Annotated in this window: 18 protein-coding genes; 3 read left to right on the forward strand and 15 right to left on the reverse strand. The window is 68.5% G+C overall.

Translation table 11 applies throughout. From position 1 onward, the window contains the following. Nucleotides 1-19: 19 nt before the first annotated feature. Nucleotides 20-2,362 carry an NADP-dependent malic enzyme gene (locus E9536_RS32760; protein ID WP_027788406.1) on the reverse strand — a complete coding sequence of 781 codons (2,343 nt, stop codon included), beginning with the start codon at nt 2,360-2,362 and terminating at the stop codon, nt 20-22. A 134-nt stretch (nt 2,363-2,496) separates the two neighbouring features. Here E9536_RS32760 and thiL point away from each other — a divergent pair, with 134 nt between their 5' ends. The 3 genes from thiL to E9536_RS32780 are packed head-to-tail and all read left to right on the forward strand — an operon-like array spanning nt 2,497 to nt 4,568. Next, nucleotides 2,497-3,495 (forward strand): thiamine-phosphate kinase, encoded by a 999-nt coding sequence (thiL, locus tag E9536_RS32770; RefSeq protein ID WP_060085806.1) that lies wholly within the window; start codon nt 2,497-2,499, stop codon nt 3,493-3,495. After that, nucleotides 3,485-4,036: a phosphatidylglycerophosphatase A gene (locus E9536_RS32775; protein ID WP_060085805.1), complete on the forward strand. Its 552-nt coding sequence runs from the start codon at nt 3,485-3,487 to the stop codon at nt 4,034-4,036. Before thiL ends, E9536_RS32775 begins: the two co-directional genes overlap by 11 nt. A gap of 31 nt (nt 4,037-4,067) precedes the next feature. Continuing rightward, nucleotides 4,068-4,568: a CinA family protein gene (locus E9536_RS32780; protein WP_021161868.1), complete on the forward strand. Its 501-nt coding sequence runs from the start codon at nt 4,068-4,070 to the stop codon at nt 4,566-4,568. Nucleotides 4,569-4,604: 36 nt separating this feature from the next. Here E9536_RS32780 and E9536_RS32785 read toward each other — a convergent pair whose 3' ends face one another. The 14 genes from E9536_RS32785 to mtgA all read right to left on the reverse strand — a co-directional run bounded on the left by E9536_RS32785 (nt 4,605) and on the right by mtgA (nt 19,506). Further along, nucleotides 4,605-5,663 carry a hypothetical protein gene (locus E9536_RS32785; RefSeq protein ID WP_027788409.1) on the reverse strand — a complete coding sequence of 353 codons (1,059 nt, stop codon included), beginning with the start codon at nt 5,661-5,663 and terminating at the stop codon, nt 4,605-4,607. Between the two features lie 232 nt (nt 5,664-5,895). Continuing rightward, on the reverse strand, nt 5,896-6,723 hold the full coding sequence (gene pyrF / locus E9536_RS32790; protein WP_059697855.1) for an orotidine-5'-phosphate decarboxylase: 828 nt from the start codon (nt 6,721-6,723) through the stop codon (nt 5,896-5,898). Between the two features lie 39 nt (nt 6,724-6,762). Further along, on the reverse strand, nt 6,763-7,824 hold the full coding sequence (locus E9536_RS32795) for an aldose 1-epimerase (protein WP_059697857.1): 1,062 nt from the start codon (nt 7,822-7,824) through the stop codon (nt 6,763-6,765). Nucleotides 7,825-7,873: 49 nt separating this feature from the next. Next, nucleotides 7,874-8,680, reverse strand: coding sequence for an SDR family oxidoreductase (locus E9536_RS32800; protein ID WP_136472173.1), 807 nt, complete (start codon nt 8,678-8,680; stop codon nt 7,874-7,876). 29 nt (nt 8,681-8,709) lie between these two features. Further along, nucleotides 8,710-9,726 (reverse strand): L-arabinose ABC transporter permease AraH, encoded by a 1,017-nt coding sequence (araH, locus tag E9536_RS32805; RefSeq protein ID WP_048026113.1) that lies wholly within the window; start codon nt 9,724-9,726, stop codon nt 8,710-8,712. Between the two features lie 68 nt (nt 9,727-9,794). Next, nucleotides 9,795-11,306 carry an L-arabinose ABC transporter ATP-binding protein AraG gene (gene araG, locus E9536_RS32810; protein WP_027788414.1) on the reverse strand — a complete coding sequence of 504 codons (1,512 nt, stop codon included), beginning with the start codon at nt 11,304-11,306 and terminating at the stop codon, nt 9,795-9,797. Between the two features lie 68 nt (nt 11,307-11,374). Next, nucleotides 11,375-12,370 carry an arabinose ABC transporter substrate-binding protein gene (locus E9536_RS32815; protein ID WP_027788415.1) on the reverse strand — a complete coding sequence of 332 codons (996 nt, stop codon included), beginning with the start codon at nt 12,368-12,370 and terminating at the stop codon, nt 11,375-11,377. A gap of 111 nt (nt 12,371-12,481) precedes the next feature. Beyond that, nucleotides 12,482-13,261 (reverse strand): SDR family oxidoreductase, encoded by a 780-nt coding sequence (locus E9536_RS32820; RefSeq protein WP_042976654.1) that lies wholly within the window; start codon nt 13,259-13,261, stop codon nt 12,482-12,484. Next, nucleotides 13,261-13,938, reverse strand: coding sequence for a 2-dehydro-3-deoxy-6-phosphogalactonate aldolase (locus tag E9536_RS32825; RefSeq protein WP_060372815.1), 678 nt, complete (start codon nt 13,936-13,938; stop codon nt 13,261-13,263). Before E9536_RS32825 ends, E9536_RS32820 begins: the two co-directional genes overlap by 1 nt. Nucleotides 13,939-13,960: 22 nt before the next feature. After that, the gene (locus E9536_RS32830; RefSeq protein ID WP_136472175.1) at nt 13,961-14,986 is read right to left on the reverse strand and encodes a 2-dehydro-3-deoxygalactonokinase; all 1,026 of its coding nucleotides are present in this window, start codon (nt 14,984-14,986) and stop codon (nt 13,961-13,963) included. Further along, nucleotides 14,983-15,882 (reverse strand): IclR family transcriptional regulator, encoded by a 900-nt coding sequence (locus E9536_RS32835; protein WP_021161879.1) that lies wholly within the window; start codon nt 15,880-15,882, stop codon nt 14,983-14,985. Before E9536_RS32835 ends, E9536_RS32830 begins: the two co-directional genes overlap by 4 nt. A 349-nt stretch (nt 15,883-16,231) precedes the next feature. Further along, a complete protein-coding gene (locus E9536_RS32845) occupies nt 16,232-16,630 on the reverse strand; it encodes an EF-hand domain-containing protein (RefSeq protein WP_027788419.1) in 399 nt (132 codons plus the stop codon). A 79-nt stretch (nt 16,631-16,709) separates the two neighbouring features. Further along, on the reverse strand, nt 16,710-18,320 hold the full coding sequence (locus tag E9536_RS32850; RefSeq protein ID WP_027788420.1) for a peptidase S10: 1,611 nt from the start codon (nt 18,318-18,320) through the stop codon (nt 16,710-16,712). A 448-nt stretch (nt 18,321-18,768) separates the two neighbouring features. Next, nucleotides 18,769-19,506, reverse strand: a complete 738-nt coding sequence (mtgA, locus tag E9536_RS32855) for a monofunctional biosynthetic peptidoglycan transglycosylase (RefSeq protein WP_042976647.1) — start codon at nt 19,504-19,506, stop codon at nt 18,769-18,771. Nucleotides 19,507-19,518: the final 12 nt, after the last annotated feature.

The following is a 19,518-nucleotide window of genomic DNA, read 5'->3' on the forward strand; positions in this document are numbered from 1 at the left end:
CTGGCGCGTTCGTTTTGGCTCAGCGCGCGGCGTTCACGTCGGCGACCAGCAGCGCCGCCATGTTGACGATGCGACGAACGGTCGCCGATTCGGTCAGCACGTGCACCGGCTGTGCGGCACCCAGCAGGATCGGCCCGATCGCGATGTTGTTGCCCGCAGCCGTCTTCAGCAGGTTGTACGCGATGTTCGCGGCGTCGATGTTCGGCAGGATCAGCAGGTTCGCTTCGCCTTCCAGCGTCGATTCCGGCAGGATTTCCTTGCGCAGTGCCGCGTCGAGCGCGACGTCGCCGTGCATCTCGCCGTCGACCTTCAGCTCCGGTGCACGTTCCTGCAGGATCGCGAGCGTATCGCGCATCTTCTTCGCCGAAGGTGCGTTGCTCGTGCCGAAATTCGAGTGCGACACCAGCGCGACCTTCGGCTCGATGCCGAAGCGGCGCACTTCTTCCGCGGCCATGATCGTGATCTCCGCCAGTTCCTCCGGGGTCGGATCGACGTTCACGTGCGTGTCGACGAGGAAGATCTGGCGGCCCGGCAGCACGAGGCCGTTCATCGCCGCGTACACGCTGCAGCCCGGGCGCTTGCCGATCACCTGGTCGATGAAGTGCAGGTGGCGGTGCGTGGTGCTGATCGTGCCGCAGATCATCCCGTCCGCTTCGCCCTTCTTCACCAGCATCGAGCCGATCAGCGTGGTGCGGCGGCGCATCTCGACGCGCGCGAGCTGCTCGCTGATGCCCTTGCGCGCCATCATCTTGTAGTACGTCTGCCAGAAGTCGCGGTAGCGCTCGTCGTGCTCGGTGTTGACGACCGTGAAATCGGTGCCCGGCGTCAGGCGCAGGCCATAGCGCTGGATACGGTGCTCGATCACCGACGGGCGGCCGATCAGGATCGGCTTCGCGAGTTTTTCGTCGACGATGATCTGAACGGCACGCAACACGCGCTCTTCTTCGCCTTCCGCGAATACGACGCGCTTCTTCTCTTCCGGCGCGGCGCGCGCGATCTGGAAGATCGGCTTCATCGTCGTGCCGCTGTGGTACACGAACTGCTGCAGGTGCTGCTTGTAGGCTTCCATGTCCTCGATCGGGCGCGTCGCGACGCCGCCGTCCATCGCGGCCTGCGCGACGGCCGGCGCGATCTTCACGATCAGGCGCGGATCGAACGGCTTCGGAATCAGGTATTCGGGCCCGAACGACAGGTCCTGGATGCCGTACGCGGTCGCGACGATGTCGCTCTGCTCGTGCTGCGCGAGCTCGGCGATCGCGTTGACGGCCGCGATCTCCATTTCACGCGTGATCGTCGTCGCGCCGACGTCGAGTGCGCCACGGAAGATGAACGGGAAGCACAGGACGTTGTTGACCTGGTTCGGGTAGTCGGTGCGGCCGGTCGCGAGGATCGCGTCGGGGCGCACTTCGAGCGCCGCTTCCGGCAGGATTTCCGGCGTCGGGTTCGCGAGCGCGAGGATCAGCGGGCGCTCGGCCATGCCCTTCACCATCTCCGGCTTCAGCACACCGGCGGCCGACAGGCCGAGGAAGATGTCCGCGCCGTCGATCACTTCGGCCAGCGTCCGGGCTTCCGTTTCGCGGGCGAAACGCTCCTTGTCCGGGTCCATCAGCTCGGTGCGGCCCTTGTAGACCACGCCGGCCAGGTCGGTCACCGTGATGTTCTCGAGCGGCAGGCCGATGTCGACCAGCAGGTCGAGACACGCGAGCGCGGCCGCGCCCGCGCCGGACGCGACGAGCTTGACCTTCTTGATGTCCTTGCCGACGACCTTCAGCCCGTTCGTGACGGCCGCGGCCACGACGATCGCGGTGCCGTGCTGGTCGTCGTGGAACACCGGGATCTTCATCCGCTTGCGCGCTTCGCGCTCGACGATGAAGCAGTCAGGCGCCTTGATGTCTTCCAGGTTGATCCCGCCGAAGGTGGGCTCCAGCGCGGCGATCACGTCGACGAGCTTGTGCGGATCCGACTCGTTCAGCTCGATGTCGAACACGTCGATGCCCGCGAACTTCTTGAACAGCACCGCCTTGCCTTCCATCACCGGCTTCGACGCGAGCGGCCCGATGTTGCCGAGGCCGAGCACCGCCGTGCCGTTCGTGACGACGCCGACCAAGTTGCTGCGCGCGGTGAAGCGTGCCGCGTTGAGCGGATTCTCGACGATCTCCTCGCACGCGTACGCCACACCCGGCGAGTACGCGAGCGCGAGATCGCGCTGGTTGATCATCTGCTTGGTCGGGGCGATCGCGATTTTCCCGGGGGTCGGGAATTCGTGATAGTCGAGGGCGGCTTCGCGGAGCTTGGCTTTGGAGGAGGATTGGGTGGACATGTGTCTCGTGACGGGCGGATTAGAATAACTGTTCGACGGCATTGTAGCGCCAATCATCGGCCGCCAGACCGGCGATTCGGGTGCAACAGCCGCGACAAAAATGGTCCGGATGGTGCAGAAGCGCCGCCGTTCGCCTCGTACAATGCCGTTCCTTCAACCGTTCCGGATCGCCCGCCGTGCCAGCCGCCCTCTCCGAGTTTTCACTGATCGAACGCTTCTTCACGCGCCGCGCCGCGCAGGGGGCGCGCGCGTCGACGCTCGGCATCGGCGACGATTGCGCGCTGATCGCGCCGCGATCCGGGAAATTGCTGGCCATTTCGACGGACATGCTGGTGGAAGGCCGCCACTTCTTCCCCGATGTCGCGCCCGATGCGCTCGGCCACAAGACGCTCGCGGTCAACCTGTCCGACCTCGCGGCGATGGGCGCCGAACCGCGTGCCTTCACGCTCGCGTGCGCGCTGCCGCGTGCCGACGCGGCGTGGCTGGAAGCATTCAGCAACGGGCTGTTCGCGCTCGCCGAGCGCTACGGCTGCGAGCTGATCGGCGGCGACACCACGAGCGGCCCGCTGAACCTGTGCGTCACCGTATTCGGCGAAGTCGCGCCCGACGCCGCACTGCGGCGCGATGCCGCGCGCGACGGCGACGACGTCTGGGTGTCCGGCACGCTCGGCGACGCGCGCGCCGGCCTCGGCGTCGCGCGCGGCGAATGGGCGGCCGGCGCGGCCGAAGCCGCTGCGTTCCGGCGCGCGCTCGAGCGCCCCGAGCCGCGCATCGCGCTCGGCCTGGCGCTCGCGGGCGTCGCGCACGCGGCGCTCGACATCTCGGACGGCCTCGCCGGCGACCTGCAGCACATCCTCGCCCGCTCGCACGTGCGCGCCGAGATCGATGCCGACGCGGTGCCGCGCTCGGCCGCGCTCGCGACGCTGCCGCCCGACGTGCAGCGACGCTGCACGCTGGCCGGCGGCGACGACTACGAACTGTGCTTCACCGCGCCGGCGGCGGCCCGCGCGGCGGTCGAAGCGGCCGGCCTGACGGCCGGCGTGCCGGTCACGCGAATCGGTACAATACGCGCGTTGTCCGCGCCGTCGGAACAGCCCGCGATCGCGTGGCGCGACGCCGCCGGCGCGCCCCTCGCCCTCACGTTGCACGGCTTCGACCACTTCCATGCAGACTGACCCGACGCCCGCGCACGCCGCGGCCGAGCCCGGCGCCGCACCTGGCGGACACGCGCCGCGGCGCGCGACCGCGCGCTTCATGCTGTCGCACCCCGCACACCTCGTGTCGCTCGGCTTCGGCAGCGGGCTCGCGCCGCTCATGCCCGGCACGTTCGGCTCGCTGTTCGGCTGGCTCACGTTCGTCGTGCTCAACCGCTACCTGACGGTGCCCGAATGGTGGGCGCTGATCGCGGTCGGCTTCGCGGCGGGCACGTGGCTCACCGGCTTCACCGCGAGAAAGATGGGCACGTCCGATCCGGGCGCCGTCGTCTGGGACGAAATCGTCGCGATCTGGCTCGTGATGCTGTTCGTCACGCCCGCGACCTTCATCGGCCAGCTATGGGCGTTCGTCGCGTTCCGCATCTTCGACATGCTCAAGCCGCCGCCGATCCGCTATTTCGAGCGCCGCCTGAAAGGCGGGCTCGGCATCATGGTCGACGACCTGGTCGCCGCGTTCATGACGCTGCTCGTGATCGCCCTGTGGCGCTCCGTCGTCGGCTGACCGATTTCCCGACTCCCGTTTCCCGACGCGCATGCCAACCGATTCCGTCGTCCACCAGCTTGCGATCCGCGCAGGCAACAAGCTGCGTGACGAGCACCTGACGCTCGCCACCGCCGAATCCTGCACCGGCGGCATGATCGCCACCGCGATCACCGACATCTCCGGCAGCAGCCAGTGGTTCGAGCGCGGCTTCGTCACGTACTCGAACCAGGCCAAGATCGACATGATCGGCGTGCCGCCCGACCTGATCGACAAGCACGGCGCCGTCAGCGAGCCCGTCGCGCGCGCGATGGCCGAAGGCGCGCTGCGCAACAGCCGCGCGCAGGTCGCGCTGTCCGTCACCGGCATCGCGGGCCCGGCCGGCGGCAGCGAGAAGAAACCGGTCGGCACCGTGTCGTTCGGCTGGAGCAACCGGCTGCATACCGACGTCGAGACGCTCGTGTTCAAGGGCGACCGCGATCAGATCCGCACGCAGGCGGCCGCGCATGCACTGCGCGGGCTGCTGAAACTGCTCGACGAGCGCGAGGGCTGACCGGCCGGGGCGCCCGCCGCGCCCCGGCCGGCCCGCTTACTGGATCGCGTCGGGCTTCACGACGATCCAGTTCTTGTCCGCCGTGACCGGCAGGCCGAGCGACTTCTGCCGCGCGGCCGATTCATCCGACCACGCGCGGATCTGCGCCATCTGCTTGTCCTTCTTGTTCACCCACACGCGCACACCGCCGCGCGCGACGTCGGTCGCGTTCAGCAGCATGTAGCCGTCGGACGTCGGCGTGTCGCCCGCGACGAGCACCGGCTTCTTCCACTGGTCGATCCAGCCGACGATCGAGCCGAGCTTGCCTTCGTACCACGTCATCGGGTTCATCAGGAACGGCGTGATCACGAGGCTGCGGTTCGCGGCCTCGTCGTACTTGCCCGCCTTGATCTGCAACCGGGACGTCGTCAGCGCGCCGGTCGCCGGGTTGCGCAGCAGCGTCGTCACGCCGATCACGTTCTGCGGCTTCACGTTGTAGCCGTACTTCGGGTCGGACAGCACGAGCCGCGCGAGCTCCTCGTGCGCGGCCGTCATCACGTAGACCTCGATCCCGTTCTCGCGCAGCGCGTTGTACAGCTCCTGCATCCCGCGGAAGAAACGCGGCGGGTTCACCGTGCCGTCGGCCACCTTGTCGCCCTGCCAGTAGCGGATCGGGATCGGCTTGCCGTCGGCGAGCATCGCGTCGACGTGGCGCTTCAGGTCGGCCAGCGACTGCCCGGCGAACGCCTGCGCGATCCACGGGTAGCAGACCAGGTCGTCGATCTCGCAGAGCCGGTAGTAATAGCTCGTCAGCGATTCCTTGTAGTCGGCGGAATCCTTGAACGGAATCAGCTTCAGCGACGGGTCGAGCGTGTCGCGCGTCAGCACGCCGCGGTTCTCCAGGTACGGCAGCAGCGACTCCTCGAGGTCGTAGCGGTAGGTCGTGTTGTCGGCGTCGAACACCGCGTAGTCGCCGCGGTTCGCGTGCGCGGCGATCATCGCGTTCAACGCCTTCGCGCTGTCGGCCGGCCAGTGCGACAGGTCCGCCGCGTGGGCGAAGCTCATGCACAACGACGCGGCAAGCGCGCTCAGAAGACGTCGGGACAGCTTGGGCATGGCGTCACTCCCTTTCTTGACAGTTTCGTTACAGATCGATGACAAGCGCGAGCATCGCGCGATTGGCGCGCGGACATGCGGTGCGGAAACGACGGGAAATTGCCCGTGCGCGTCAGTGCGACGGCCGGGAAGGCGGGAAACGGTGGCGGTAAAGCGGAGAAAGCGGCACGGGCCCGCGAACGCGGGCCTGCCGGAACCGGCTGCCCGCGCGGGCAGCCGGCGCCAGCGTCGATCAGCGATGCGCGTTGATCGTGTCGCGGGTCTTCTGCGCGGCGAGCGCCGCGGCTTCGGCGAAATCCTCGCCCTTGCTCGCGTACAGGATCGCGCGCGACGAGTTGATCATCATGCCGGTGCCGTCGGCCGTGCGGCCTGCGTTGACGGTCGCCTGCACGTCGCCGCCCTGCGCGCCGATGCCGGGGATCAGCAGCGGCATGTCGCCGACGATCCCGCGCACGATCTCGATTTCCTTCGGGAACGTCGCGCCGACCACGAGGCCGAGCTGGCCGTTCTTCGCATTCCACTTGTTCGCCGCGAGATCGGCCACGACCTGGTACAGCGGCCGGCCGTTCGTGTCGAGGAACTGCAGGTCGGAGCCGCCCGGGTTCGACGTGCGGCACAGCACGATCACGCCCTTGCCTTCGTGCTCGAAGTACGGCTCGACCGAGTCGTAACCCATGTACGGGTTCACCGTGACGGCGTCCGCGCGATAGCGCTCGAACGCTTCGCGCGCGTACTGCTCGGCCGTGCTGCCGATGTCGCCGCGCTTCGCGTCGAGGATCACGGGCAGGCCCGGGTGCTGGAGGTGGATGTGCGCGATCAGGCGCTCGAGCTGGTCTTCCGCGCGATGCGCGGCGAAGTAGGCGATCTGCGGCTTGAACGCGCTCGCGTATTGCGCGGTCGCGTCGACGATCTGCCGGCAGAATTCGAAGATCGCGTCGGGCTGGCCCTCGAACTGCACGGGAAAGCGCGACGGCTCGGGATCGAGGCCGACGCACAGCAGCGAATTCGTGCGCTGCCACGCGGCGCGCAGCGATTCGATGAAAGTAAGCGGGGAAGACATGGCGGGTACTCGCGGCAAACCGTTGGTAGACCGCGTATTTTACCCGCGTCGCCGGCGCGCCTCGCGTGTCGCGCCATTGCCGCGCGCATCGGCGCGCTCGACGGTGAACGCGAACCGCCGCGTGAGCCGCTCGCCGGGCGCGAGCAGCGTCATCCCGTGCGCGGTCGCGCCGCCCGGCAGGTTCACCGCGTTGATCGGATGATCGACCGGCTCGAAGCAGAAGAAATCCTCGCCGGGCGGGGTATAGAGCACGTACGCATCGGCGTCGGCCGCCACCGTCAGCGACAGTCCGCGGCGCGGCCAGCTCACCGTCGCGTGGCCGCCCCAGCCGGTGAATGCGTGATTGACGAGCGCGGCCGGCAGCGGATACGCGACGCCGAACTGCCAGGCCGGCGGCACGCTCACGTGCCGCACCGGCAGGAAATCGGCGCCCGACAGCCACAGCCCGCCGGCGGCCGCGGCCAGCTCGGTCACGTCGTCGCGCACCAGGAACGGATGCACGCCGAGCCCGAACGGCAATCGCGCGCGCCCCGCATTTTCGATCGTCAGCGCGATCGACAGCGTCGTATCGTCGAGCTCGAACGACTGGATCGCGCGGAACGCATACGGCGCACCGGCGGTGCGATCGAGCGACAGCTGCAGCGACGTGGCGGTCGCATCGTCCACCTGCCACGGCGCGAGCCAGCCGTCGCCATGGATCGGCAGCGGCTCGTCGCGGCGGTTGCGCGGCACCGCGACGCTGCGCCCGTCGCATTCGAAACGCGCGCCGCCGATGCGGTTCGAGTAAGGCAGCAGCGGGTAGCACGCGAGCTGGTTCGGGTCCGTCGCCGTCTCCGGGTGGTCGCAGCGGCGGAACACCGGCATCAACGCGCCGTTGTCGCCGCGCCAGTCGAAGCGCGCGATGCCGCCGCCGAGATGCGGCAGCACGTCGAGCCGCAGCGCCGCGTTCGACAGCGTGACGGCCGCCGCATGCGCGGCGCCGACGCCCTGCGCGAAGGCGGCCGTCTGCGGGCCGGGGCTGACCGGCTGCGCGGCGGCGGCCAGGCGCGCGCGGCGCGACTGGCTGGTGGACGACGATGCGCGCGAGGACGTGGCGGTCATGATGAACTCCTTTCCTTCGTCGAAGAAACGATGCGGGTCGTGCGAACGGTCAGGCCCAGCCGCCGTCGACGATCACGTCCTGCGCGGTGATCATCCGGCTGTCGTCGGCCGCGAGGAACAGCGCCATCCGCGCGAGATCGGCGGGCAGCAGTTCGGCGTCGATGCACTGGCCGGCCTTGATCGCCGCGCGGCCCGCGTCGTCGAGCCACAGCCGGCGCTGCTTGTCGGTCATCACCCAGCCCGGCACCAGCGAATTCACGCGGATGCCGAACGGGCCGAGGTCGCGCGCGAGACCGCGCGTCAGCCCCTGCACGGCCGCCTTCGCCATCACGTAGACGGGATAACCGCCGTTCTTCAGCATCCAGCTGATCGAGCCGAGATTGATGATCGCGCCGCCGCCCTGCTGCTTCATGTCGTCGATCACCGCCTGCGCGGCGAAGAACTGGTGACGCAGGTTCACCGCGATGCCCGCGTCGAACGATTCGGGCGTCACGTCGCCGATCGCGTGGCGCGCGTCGTTCGCCGCGTTGTTCACGAGCACCGCGATCGCGCCGATGCGCGCGCGGATCGCGTCGATCGCATGGCGCAGCGCGCCGACGTCGGTCAGGTCGCACTGGATGAACAGCGGCGCGTGGCGTACGTGCGCGAGGCTGTCCGCCAGCGCGGCGCCGGCGCTCGCGTCGAGGTCGACGAACGCGACGCGTGCGCCCTGCAACGCGAAGTGTTCGACGAACGCCGCGCCGATGCCGGTCGCGCCGCCCGTGATCAGCACCGCGCGATCCTCGAGGCTCGGATACCGTGCATAGCGCGCGTGGCTCGTGGTGTGCGCGTCGTGCGCGGAAATGTCGATGGTCATGCGGTTCGTCTCCGTCAGGGCAGGCCGGGTCAGTCGCGAACGCCGCGGTTCTTCAGCTGGTCGAGCAGCACGGCCGCGAGCAGGATCGCGCCGCGCACGAGGTACTGGTAGAACGCGTCGATGTTCAGCAGGTTCATCACGTTCTCGACCGTGCCCATGATGAGCACGCCGATCACGACGCCGGAGATCGTCGCGCGGCCGCCCATCAGCGACACGCCGCCGAGCACGCACGCGGAGATCACGTTCAGCTCGAAGCCCTGCGCGGCGTTCGGCTGGCCCGACGTGATGCGCGACGCGAGGATCACGCCCGCGAGCGCCGTCACCGCGCCCTGGATCAGGAAGATGTACACGCGCGTGCGTTCGACGTTGATCCCCGCGAGACGCGACGCCTCGGGATTGCCGCCGATCGCGAGCGTGTTGCGGCCATACACCGTCTGGTTCAACAGCACGCCGAACGCGATGAAGCACAGCAGCGTGACCCAGATCGGCAGCGACACGCCGAAGAGCGTGAGCCCGCCGAGCGCGATGAACGTATCCGACGACACGCCGACCGCCTGCCCCTTCGACACGATGAAGCCGAGCCCGCGCACGATCTCCATCGTCGCAAGCGTCGTGATCAGCGCGTTGATGCGCAGGTACGCGATCACCGCGCCGTTCACGAAGCCGATCGCGGCGCCGGCCGCGACCGCGGCGACGATCGCGACGAACGTGTTGTCGGTCGCGTTCAGCACCATCGCGCACAGCACGCCCGAGAACGCGACGGTCGAGCCGATCGACAGGTCGAAGTCGCGCGACGCGAGACAGAACATCATCGTGCACGCGACCATGCCGATCTGCGAGATCGACAGCGCGAGGCCAAGCATGTTGTCGATCGAGAAGAAGTGATCGACCGTCAGCGACATCGTGATGAACATCACCGCGAAGATCGCGATCAGGCTGTATTCGGTCAGGTGCTGCCACCACTTCTGGCGGTCGCTCTGCTGCGGCACCAGCGCGTCGGCCGTGGGCTTCACGGCGGCGCTGCCGAGGTTTTCGTTGACTTGCATGATTGTGTCTCCTGCTCCTGCATCGCGCGGCCCGTGCCGCGCGTCCGATTCGATTGTCGTGTCCCGCGTCAGGCCGCCTCGACGGCGCTCGTCTGCGGCAGCGCCAGGCTCAACACCGCGTGCTCGTTCGCCCGTTCGCGCGGCAGCTCGCCCGCGATCCGGCCTTCGCGCATCACGACGATGCGGTCGGACACGCCGAGCACTTCCGGCAGCTCCGACGACACCATCACGATCGCGCAGCCGCGCTCCGCGAGCCGGTAGATCACGTCGTAGATCTCGTGCTTCGCGCCGACGTCGATCCCGCGCGTCGGCTCGTCGAGGATCACGACCTTCAGGTCGGGCTCCGCGAGCCAGCGCGACAGGATCGCCTTCTGCTGGTTGCCGCCCGACAGGAAGCGGATCTTCTGGCGCCGGTTCGGCGTCTTGATCTTGAGCCGCTGGATGAAGCGGTCGGCGGTTTCGCTTTCGGCCTTGCGGTTGATGAACAGCCCCGCGCGCAACGAATGGCGGCGGCAGCTGATGTTGATGTTCTCCGCGACCGACGCGATCGCGATGATCCCTTCTTCCTTGCGGTCCTCGGGGCACAGCACGATGCCGTGGCGGATCGCGTCGCCGGTGCGCTTCACGTCGATGCGCGCGCCGTCGAGCGTCAGCACGCCCGCGCGCCGGTGGTCCGCGCCGTACACGAGCCGCATCAGCTCGCTGCGGCCCGCGCCGACCAGCCCGAAGAAGCCGACGATCTCGCCCGCGCGCACCGAGAAGCTCGCGGGTTCGCGCAGGGCATGGCCGTCGACGCCTTCGGCGGAGAACCGCACGTCGCCGAGCGTGCGCGGCGCGTAATGGTAGATATCCGAAATCTCGCGCCCGACCATTTCGGCGACGAGCCGTTCGCGCGGCACGTCGGCGAGCGATTCGTGCGACGCGATCTTGCGCCCGTCGCGGAAGATCGTGCACGCATTGCAGAGCCGGTAGATCTCGTCCATCCGGTGCGAGATGTAGATCAGCGCGCGGCCCTGCGCGCGCAGGTCGTCGACGAGCTTGAACAGCACCTCGGTCTCGCGATGCGACAGCGAACTGGTCGGTTCGTCGAGCGCGATCACGCGCGCATTGCGCATCAGCGCCTTGCAGATCTCGACCATCTGCCGCTGCGCGATCGACAGCCGCCCGAGCTTCGCATCGGGATCGAGGTCGACACCCATCGCCGCGAGCCGCTCGCGCACGTAGCGCTTCGCCTCGCGCTTCCTCACCCAGCCGAACGCATTCGGCAGGCGGCCGAGCAGCAGGTTTTCCGCGACCGTCAGGTCGGGCACGTACTGCAGCTCCTGGTGAATCACCGCGATGCCGGCCGCGATCGACGCGGCCGCATTCGCGAACTGCACGGGCTGGCCGTCGACCAGCACGCTGCCCGCATCGGGCTGGTATTCGCCGCCGAGAATCTTCAGCAGCGTCGACTTGCCCGCGCCGTTCTCGCCCATCAGGCCATGCACCTCGCCCGCATGCACGTCGAACGAGATGCCGTCGAGTGCGCGCACGCCGGGAAATACCTTGCCGATATTGTCAAAACGCAGTGCCGCTGACACGTCGTCTCTCCACTTCCGGAATCGATCGACCGCCGGCCGCCGCATCGCCGCGGCAGCCGGCGGGCCGCTTACTTCGACGCGAGCCCCATCTCGTCGCGCACCTTCGACACGTTGTCGCGCGTCGCGAGCATGCCCGTCGTCAGCGTCAGCGCCGGCGGTGCCTTGCCCTGCGTGATCCACGCGTACATCAGGTCGGAGGTTTCCTCGCCGTGGCGCTTCGGGCTGATGATCACGGTGCCGTAGAAGCCCGTCGGCTGCGGCTTCTTGAACTCGTTCAGCGCCGAATCGGAGCCGCCGATGCCGATGCCGATCATGTTGTCGGCCTTGAAGCCGCGCCCTTCGGCCGCACGCACCGCGCCGAGCACGGCCTCGTCGTTCAGGCCGTACGCCACCCAGTGCTTGAACTGCGGGTTCTTCGTGAGCGCGATGTTCGCCGCGTTGAACGCGTTCTCCGTGTCGGTCTTCGCCTGCGGCGCGGCGATCACGTTCGCCTTCGGGAAGCCGGCGGCCACCAGCGCGTCGGTCGCGCCGCTCGTGCGGTCGTGCGCGGTCGGCAGCTGCTCGTAGGTGATGTCGATCGCGCCGACGTCCTTCATGTCCCAGCCGCGCTTCTTGATCTCGGCCGCGATGCCGTCGCCGACCTGCTTGCCGATGTTGTACGCGGAGATCCCCATGTGCGGCACCGACTCGATCGGCTTGCCCGCGCCGTCGACGAGGCGGTCGTCGACCGTCATCATCTTCAGGTTGTGCGACTTCGCCTTCGCGACGATGCCCGGCCCGAGCTTCACGTCGGGCGTACAGATGATGAAGCCCTGCGCCTTCTGCGCGGACAGGTTGTCGATCGCGCTCATCACCTTCTCGCCGGACGGCGCACCGATCTTCACGAGCGTGAAGCCTTTCGCCTTCGCCGCCATCTCGGCGAACTTCCACTCGTCCTGGAACCACGGCTCTTCCGGCTGCTTCACCAGGAAGCCGATCTTGACCGGATCGGCCGCATGCGCAACCGGGCTCCCGATCACCACCGCGGCCGCAGCGGCCAGCGTTACGAACGTTCTGCGTTTCATCTCCAGTGTCTCCTTGTCTTCATCGAACAGGATGCAGCCGCTTGTTGGTTTCGACGCAGCGTGCGCGCGGCCGTCGCACGTGCGGTCTTTCGAATCGCTACGTCAATCGTGTCAGTCGTGGTACAGCGCCGCACGCCCGCCGTCGACGGTGATGCATGCGGCATTGATGAACGGCGCCTCGTCGGACGCCAGGAACACGGCCGTCATCGCGACCTCCTCGGGCCGGCCGATCCGCTTCATCGGCTGCAGCGCGAGCGTGTCGGCGCGCGCGGCGGCCGGATCGGGCTGCGCGTCCCACCAGTCGCGCGTGAGTTGCGTCTCGATGTAGCCCGGCGCGATCGCGTTCACGCGGACGTTGCGCGCCGCGTATTCGATGCCGAGCGCACGCGTGAGACCGAGTACGCCGTGCTTCGCGACCGGGTACGGAAAGCAGCCCGGGATGATCCTGAATGCATGCGTCGACGCGATGTTCACGATGCTGCCGCGACCGCGTTCGACCATCCCTTCCAGCGCCGCGCGGCAGCCGTGCCACACGCCGTCGAGGTCGACCGCGAAGCAGCGGCGCCAGTCGTCGTCGGTCATCGTCAGCGGATCGGCGAACACGTTGATGCCCGCGTTGTTCACGAGCACGTCGAGCGGGCCGAACGCCGCCTCGGTCCGCGCCACGGCATCGCGCACCGCATCCTGGCGTGCGACATCCGCCTGCAGCGCCAGGACGCGCGCGCCGGCGATGTCGTGTGCAATCCCGGCGGCCGTGCGCTGCGCCTGCGGGAGGTCGAGATCGACGAGCGCGACGGCCGCGCCCTCGCGAACGAACGCGCGGGCGATCGCGGCGCCGATGCCTCGGCCCGCGCCCGTCACCATCGCGACCTTGTCCGCGAGGCGGCCCATCATGCGGCTCCGCCGCGCGCCGCGCGCAGGCCGGCCTGGAACGCGCGCGCGTTCGCGGCAGTCTCGTCGGCCGGCTGGCCGGGCCGGTACAGCGCCGAACCGAGCCCGAAGCCGTTCGCGCCGGCCGCGAGGAACGGCTGCATGTTGTCGGGTGCAATCCCGCCGACCGGGATCAGCGGCACCGCGCGGTCGATCACCGCGCGCCACGCCTTCACGACGACCACGCCCAGCTGCTCGGCCGGGAACATCTTCAGCACGTCCGCGCCGTTCGCGAGCGCCGCGAACGCTTCCGTCGGCGTCGCGACACCCGGCGCGCTCGCGAGGCCGCGCTCGCGTGCGCGGCGGATCACGGCCGCGTCGCTGTGCGGCATCACGATCAGCGAGCCGCCCGCATCCTGCACGCGATCGACATACTCGGCGCGCAGCACCGTGCCCGCGCCGACGATCGCGTCGTCGGGCAGCGCGCGCCGCAGCGCCGCGATGCTGCCGAACGGCTCCGGCGAATTGAGCGGCACCTCGACGATCCGGAAGCCGGCTTCGTACAGCGCACGGCCGTGGTCGGCCGCTTCGGCGGGCGTGATCCCGCGCAGGATCGCGATCAGCGGACACGCGTCGAACGCGCGCATCAGCGCGGCGTGAGGCGTATACGGCGCGGGTAACGTAAGGTCGGACGGCATCAGGGGTTCCTCTGCAATCGGTTCATTGGTCGGCGCAGACGGGCTCGCCGTCCGCGCGCACGAGCCCGGCGCGTGACGCAATCCGCCACAGGCCGCGCTCGGTCGCATGCGCGACGACTCGCGCGTGCGGGTGGCCGAATTCCTGGAGCGCATCGGCGTAGCGCGCGCACAGGCCGTCGTCGCCGATCAGCAGCAGCGGCTGGTCCGCGAGCGCGATGCCGCGCTCCGCGAGCATCGCGTCGAGCGCGTTGAGCTCATGGCCGATCAGCAGGCCGGACAGGTAGTCGCCCTGCGCATCGGGCGCGAGCCGGTCGGTCAGGCCGAGCGTGCGCGTGCTGAAAATCGTCGCGAGCAGCCCCGTGTGCCGCGCGCCGCGCGCGACCGATACGCCGCGCACGAACGCCGCGCGATCGGGCGACGCACCGGCGCGCATCGTGCGGCCGAGGATCGTGTGGTCGCGCAGCACCGCGAACAGCTCGCCGGTCATGAAGGTCTGGAACCGTTCGATCAGCCCGTCCGTCACCCACGCCCATTTCGCATGCGTGCCCGGCAGGCCGATCAGTACCCCTGAACGATCGGCGCCAAGCGTGGGATCGCTCGCGAGTGCGCCGACTATCTGAGTCTCTTCGCCGCGCATCACGTCGGGCAATTCGCCCGTGGCGATCACACCCGGCACGATCGAGATCGTCGCCCCGCGCGAGGTCGTCACCGTGATGAGGCCCGCGACGAGCGCGTCGGCTCCGGCCGGCACCGCGACATACGGCGCCTCGCGCCAGCCCTGTGCGCTGCCGACCATCCCGGCGGCGAGCACCGGCAGGCCGGGCGAGCGGTCGAGCCAGTCGCCGCAGGCTTCCTCGAACACCGCGTCGAACGCGCGCGCGCCGCCGCCCGGTACATGCATGACGCCCGCCGGACGGCTGCGCGTGTCGATGAGCGCGCCGTGCGCGTCGTACAGATACGCGCGCAGCGAGGTCGTGCCCCAGTCGAGCGCGATCAGCGACGGGGGGGCGGAGGTGGCATCCGGAACGGGCCGGGTCGAAGTCGTCATCGTTTGATCCTGCGGGTACCCTGCGGCGGGCTCCAGCCCAGTTCCGCGGAAATGGCTCGCGCTTCGCGCTGCACGAGCGGAATCAGTTCGTCCATCCGGTCGTGCGGCATGTACGGAATCGTGCTCGCCACCGACACCGCCGCGACGACCGCGCCCGATGCGTCACGGATCGGTGCCGCCACGCAGCGTATCGACGCCTCGTTCTCCTCGAGGTCGAACGTATAGCCGCCCGCTGCGTAATGGGCCATGCGCTGCAGGAACGCGCTCGTCTCGGGCCGGTTGTCGGGCTTGAAATTGACGCCGGCCAGCGCGCGCCGTGCGGCCTCGAACAGCGAGCGCCACAGGTCGGGATCGAGGTCGAGCATCATCGCCTTGCCGATGCCGGTCGACGCGAGCGGCATCCGGTGGCCGACGCGCGAGCGCATCTCGAGGCCGCGCGTACCGGGAATCTTGTCGATGTACAGCACGTCGTCGCCGTCGCGCACGCCGAGATGGATCGTGTCGAGCGTCGCTTCCGCGAGCGCTTCGAGGTGCGGGCGCGCGACCGCGGTGAGCGGCATCTGCTCGAGCGCGATCGTGCCGAGCTCGATCAGCTTCGGGCCAAGCAGGTAGCCGCCCTGCACCTGGCGCAGGTAGCGCGCCTGCACGAGGCTGCTGACGAGGCGGTGCGTCGTGCTGCGCGTCGTGCCGAGTGCGGCGCCGATCGCGCGCATGTCGCGCGCGCCGTTCGCGATCGCCTCGAGGATCGCCAGACCGCGCAGCAGCGTCTGCGTACCGGCCTGCTGGGCAGCGAGATCGAGCGGCGTGCTGGTCGCGCCGATGCTGTCGGTCAGCGACGCATCGTCCGGCGTCGCGCGCCGGGCGTCGAGGGCAAGGGAGTCGGGCATCTTGGTCATGGGGCGGGCTTCTTCAACGGAACCGGTGAAGCCGTTCGCGCGACGCCGGAACTGCGTCCGGCATCGCGGCGAGGCGGCGGTCGATGCACCGAATAAAGCGCCCGGCGAACTTCATGGAAGGTGTCTCCGTGTGCGTCGGGCGCCGCGCGATGCGTGGGTCCGAAGCTGTCGATGTGCTTCGGATTGTAGGAGCGCACGCACTCGCCTCCAATATTTGAATGCGTTGCCCAGATAATGAGAATTCGGCGGAAATCCGCGGCAGGCACGCCGTAACGGCCGCGCCATGTGCACGGGGGCGGAACCCGCCGTGTCGCAGGTTCCGCCCCCGTTGGTTCACCGCGCGCCGCGCTTACTGCTGGCTCGTGCTGCGTGCCTGCATGTAGCGCTGTACGTCCGCGAACGACACGCGGCCGTTGCCGCTCGAGTCGATCTGCCGGAAGTGGTTCGCGACATAACCGAGGCCGGCCGCGCGCGCCTGCGATTCGGTGATCGAACCCGTGTTCTGCGAGTCGGCCGCGCTGAACTGCCGCGCGAGCTTGCGCACCACCTGCGCATGCAGCGCGGCGCCCGTCGTCTGCGTGCCGGCGGTCGGCTTGCGCGCGGCCGGCGGCACGTACGGATCGCCGAGCTGCGCCTGGCGCGCGCGCGCCGGCGCGGCGGCGTCGCTCGCCTGCGCGAACGCGGATACGGATGCTGCGGCGCCGACACATGCGAGCGCCGCGGCAACGACGATGAAACGATTCTTCATATCAGGCTCCAGTCTGGAATGAGGTCGTCGACGGCCGGTGCGGCGCCACCGCGGGCGCCTGCCGCCGGCCGGCGCAGCATCAGTGCGCGGCCGCGTTGTAGAAGGTCACGAGGTCGGCTTTCTCCTGCGGACGCGACGTATCGTCGAGATAGACCATGTGTCCGCCCTGATAGTCCCTGATCGTCAGGTTCGGTTGCGTCCCGAGCCGCGCGAGGTCGAGCTCGGTCTGGTAGAACGGCGTCGCGATGTCGTGATACCCGTTCAGCGACAGCACCTTCAGCTGCGGATTCAGCGTCAGCGCCGCGGCGAGGTCGGGGATCGTGTCGGGCATCGCGAGCCCGTCGTGCGTCCAGTCCCACGTGTTGATCGCGTTGCTGCTCAACGAATACGCCGACTGCGCGGTGTACTTCAGCTCGTTCGGCAGGTACTTGCCGATCGTGTCGGTGAACGGCTTCGTGATGAACGAGCTCGACGGATCGCCGTCCGCGGCAAGCGGGCTCGACACCGGCACGTTCACGCGCGCGTCGTAGCGGCCGATCAGCGTGCCCGGGATCAGCGACAGCTGGAAGCTGTTGTCGAAGAAGGTCGGGATCACGTTGAAGTCCGCATTCCACAGCGACTGCTTCACGCCGGTCGAATTCACCATCGTCGTGACGAGGGCCGGCGGCGGCGGCGTATGGCTCGCCAGGTACGCGTTCACGGCGGGTGCGTAGCTGCCGGCCGTCAGCAGGCGCATCTGGTCCGCATACTGCGGCAGGTTCGACGGGTTCGGGTTGTCGAGCTGGTAGTACGCACCGACGGTGCCATACGACGGCACGAAACCCGCGCAACTCACCGGGCTCGACCCGTTGTTCGAGTTGCCGATGTAGTCGCTCGCCATGTCGCAGTTCGTGTTGTAGTTCAGGATCGACGACTGCAGCACGATGCCGTCGAGCTTCACGCCCGCGGTCTCGAGCAGGTTCGCGAGCACGTCGGTGCGCGGCGTGCCGTACGATTCGCCGAACAGGTATTTCGGCGAGGCACTGCGCTGGTTCACGGCGAGGTAGCGCGTGACGAAATCGCGGAACGCGCCGCCGTCCTGGTCGACGCCCCAGAACGTCTGGTTCGTGTTCGGCGCGATCGCTTCGGAGAAGCCGGTGCCGATCGCATCGACGAATACGAGGTCGGTCGTGTCGAGCAGGCTTTCCTGGTTGTCGACGAACGGGAACGTCGACGTGTTCGCGTTCGGGTCGCCCGTCTGGATCCGGCGCGGGCCGAACGAGCCGAGGTGCAGCCACACCGATGCCGAGCCGGGGCCGCCGTTGTACAGGAAGGTGACGGGCCGCTTCGCCGCGGGCTGGTTGTCGGCCGTATAGGCGACATAGAAGAACGAGGCTTCGGGCGCGCCCGTCTGCGGATTGCGCGCGACGAGGTGGCCGGCCGTGGCCGTGTAGCGGATCGTCTTGCCGTTCAGCGTGATCTGGTGATGCGTGACGGCGGCCTTTTCAACCGCGGCGGAGGCGTCGAGCGACGCGTTCGCGCTCGACGAATAACTGTTCGGATCGTTGTACGCCCTGTCCACCTGACCGGCGGGATCGGCTGAGTTGTCGGCGCTGGCAGCAGCGGACGATGTCACGTCGTCGTTGCAGGCCGTCAGAATCAGCGAAGAAAACACCACTCCCAACAACAGCTTCGCTTTGCTCGCTGGCATCGTTGCTTTCCTTCTCTCGGATGTTTTTTGTATCGAGCAGCCGGATAAGCCGCCCCCCGCCTCGATCGCGGCCGATAAGCCGAGGCGCTGGCCAATATACGCGAGCCCGTCAGCTTTGAAAAATTTTGAAATATTTGGCCGGCGGCCGGTGCGGCGCACACCTTTCAGGAATGCTTCGGTTCGCGAAACGTTGCATTTCACGTGCCTTTCACGGACTTTCGCGTTTACCCTGGAATACTAAAAATTCCAGGATTTCGTGCCATATCAGCCAACAAACGCGCGTGATCGCGAGCATTGCTCAGCAAAGCGAAATAGACGGATTCGTCTAATGGATGTGACCCGAAATGCGCGTGACGCGCATGCGCTGCAGCGCACAAACGGCCCGCGAGCGACCCGCGTGCAGCGCACGGGCGTCGAAACGGTCAATGTGACGGCGCGCTCGCGCCGTTCACTCCGATTGCGGCAGTTCGGCCGCGCCCATCCGGCGGGCGATGACTGCCGCGCGCTGCGCCTGGTAGGCCGAGCCGCGGTGCGCGTCGAACCAGCGCGGCTTCGGCAGCATCACCGCGAGGCGCGCCGACTGCCACGCGCCGAGCCGGCTCGCGGGAATCCGGTAGTAATAGCGTGCGGCCGCCTCGGCACCATACACGCCGCGTCCCCACTCGACGGAATTCAGGTAGATCTCGAAGATCCGCTCCTTGTCGAGCACCGTTTCGAGCATCCACGTGATGATGAGCTCCTGCCCCTTGCGGATGTAGCTCTTCTCGCGCGACAGGAACAGGTTGCGCGCGAGCTGCTGCGTGATCGTCGAGCCGCCCGCGACGATCCGGCCGCGCGCCTTGTTCTTCTCCCACGCCTGCAGGATCGCGTCGACGTCGTAGCCGTTGTTGGTCGCGAAGGTCGAGTCTTCCGACGCGATCAGCGCGCGCTTCAGGTTGCGCGAGATCTGGTCGTAAGGCACCCACTGGTGCTGGATCTGCGCGGGCGGCTTGTCGCGCGACAGCCACCACGCGTCGGTGCGCATGAACGCGGTCGAGCCCGGGTTCACGAACGACCACAGCGCGATCTGTACGAGATAGAACAGTTGCGTCGCGAGCCACGCACCCGCGAACACCGATCCCGCATAGACGATCCAGCGCGTCGGGCTCACCGTCCGCGTGTGCTGCGTGCCGCTCACCGCCACCACGTGCCGCGCCCC

Origin of the sequence: Burkholderia sp. LS-044 (assembly GCF_004803625.1) — a bacterium.
Taxonomy (GTDB): domain Bacteria; phylum Pseudomonadota; class Gammaproteobacteria; order Burkholderiales; family Burkholderiaceae; genus Burkholderia; species Burkholderia cepacia.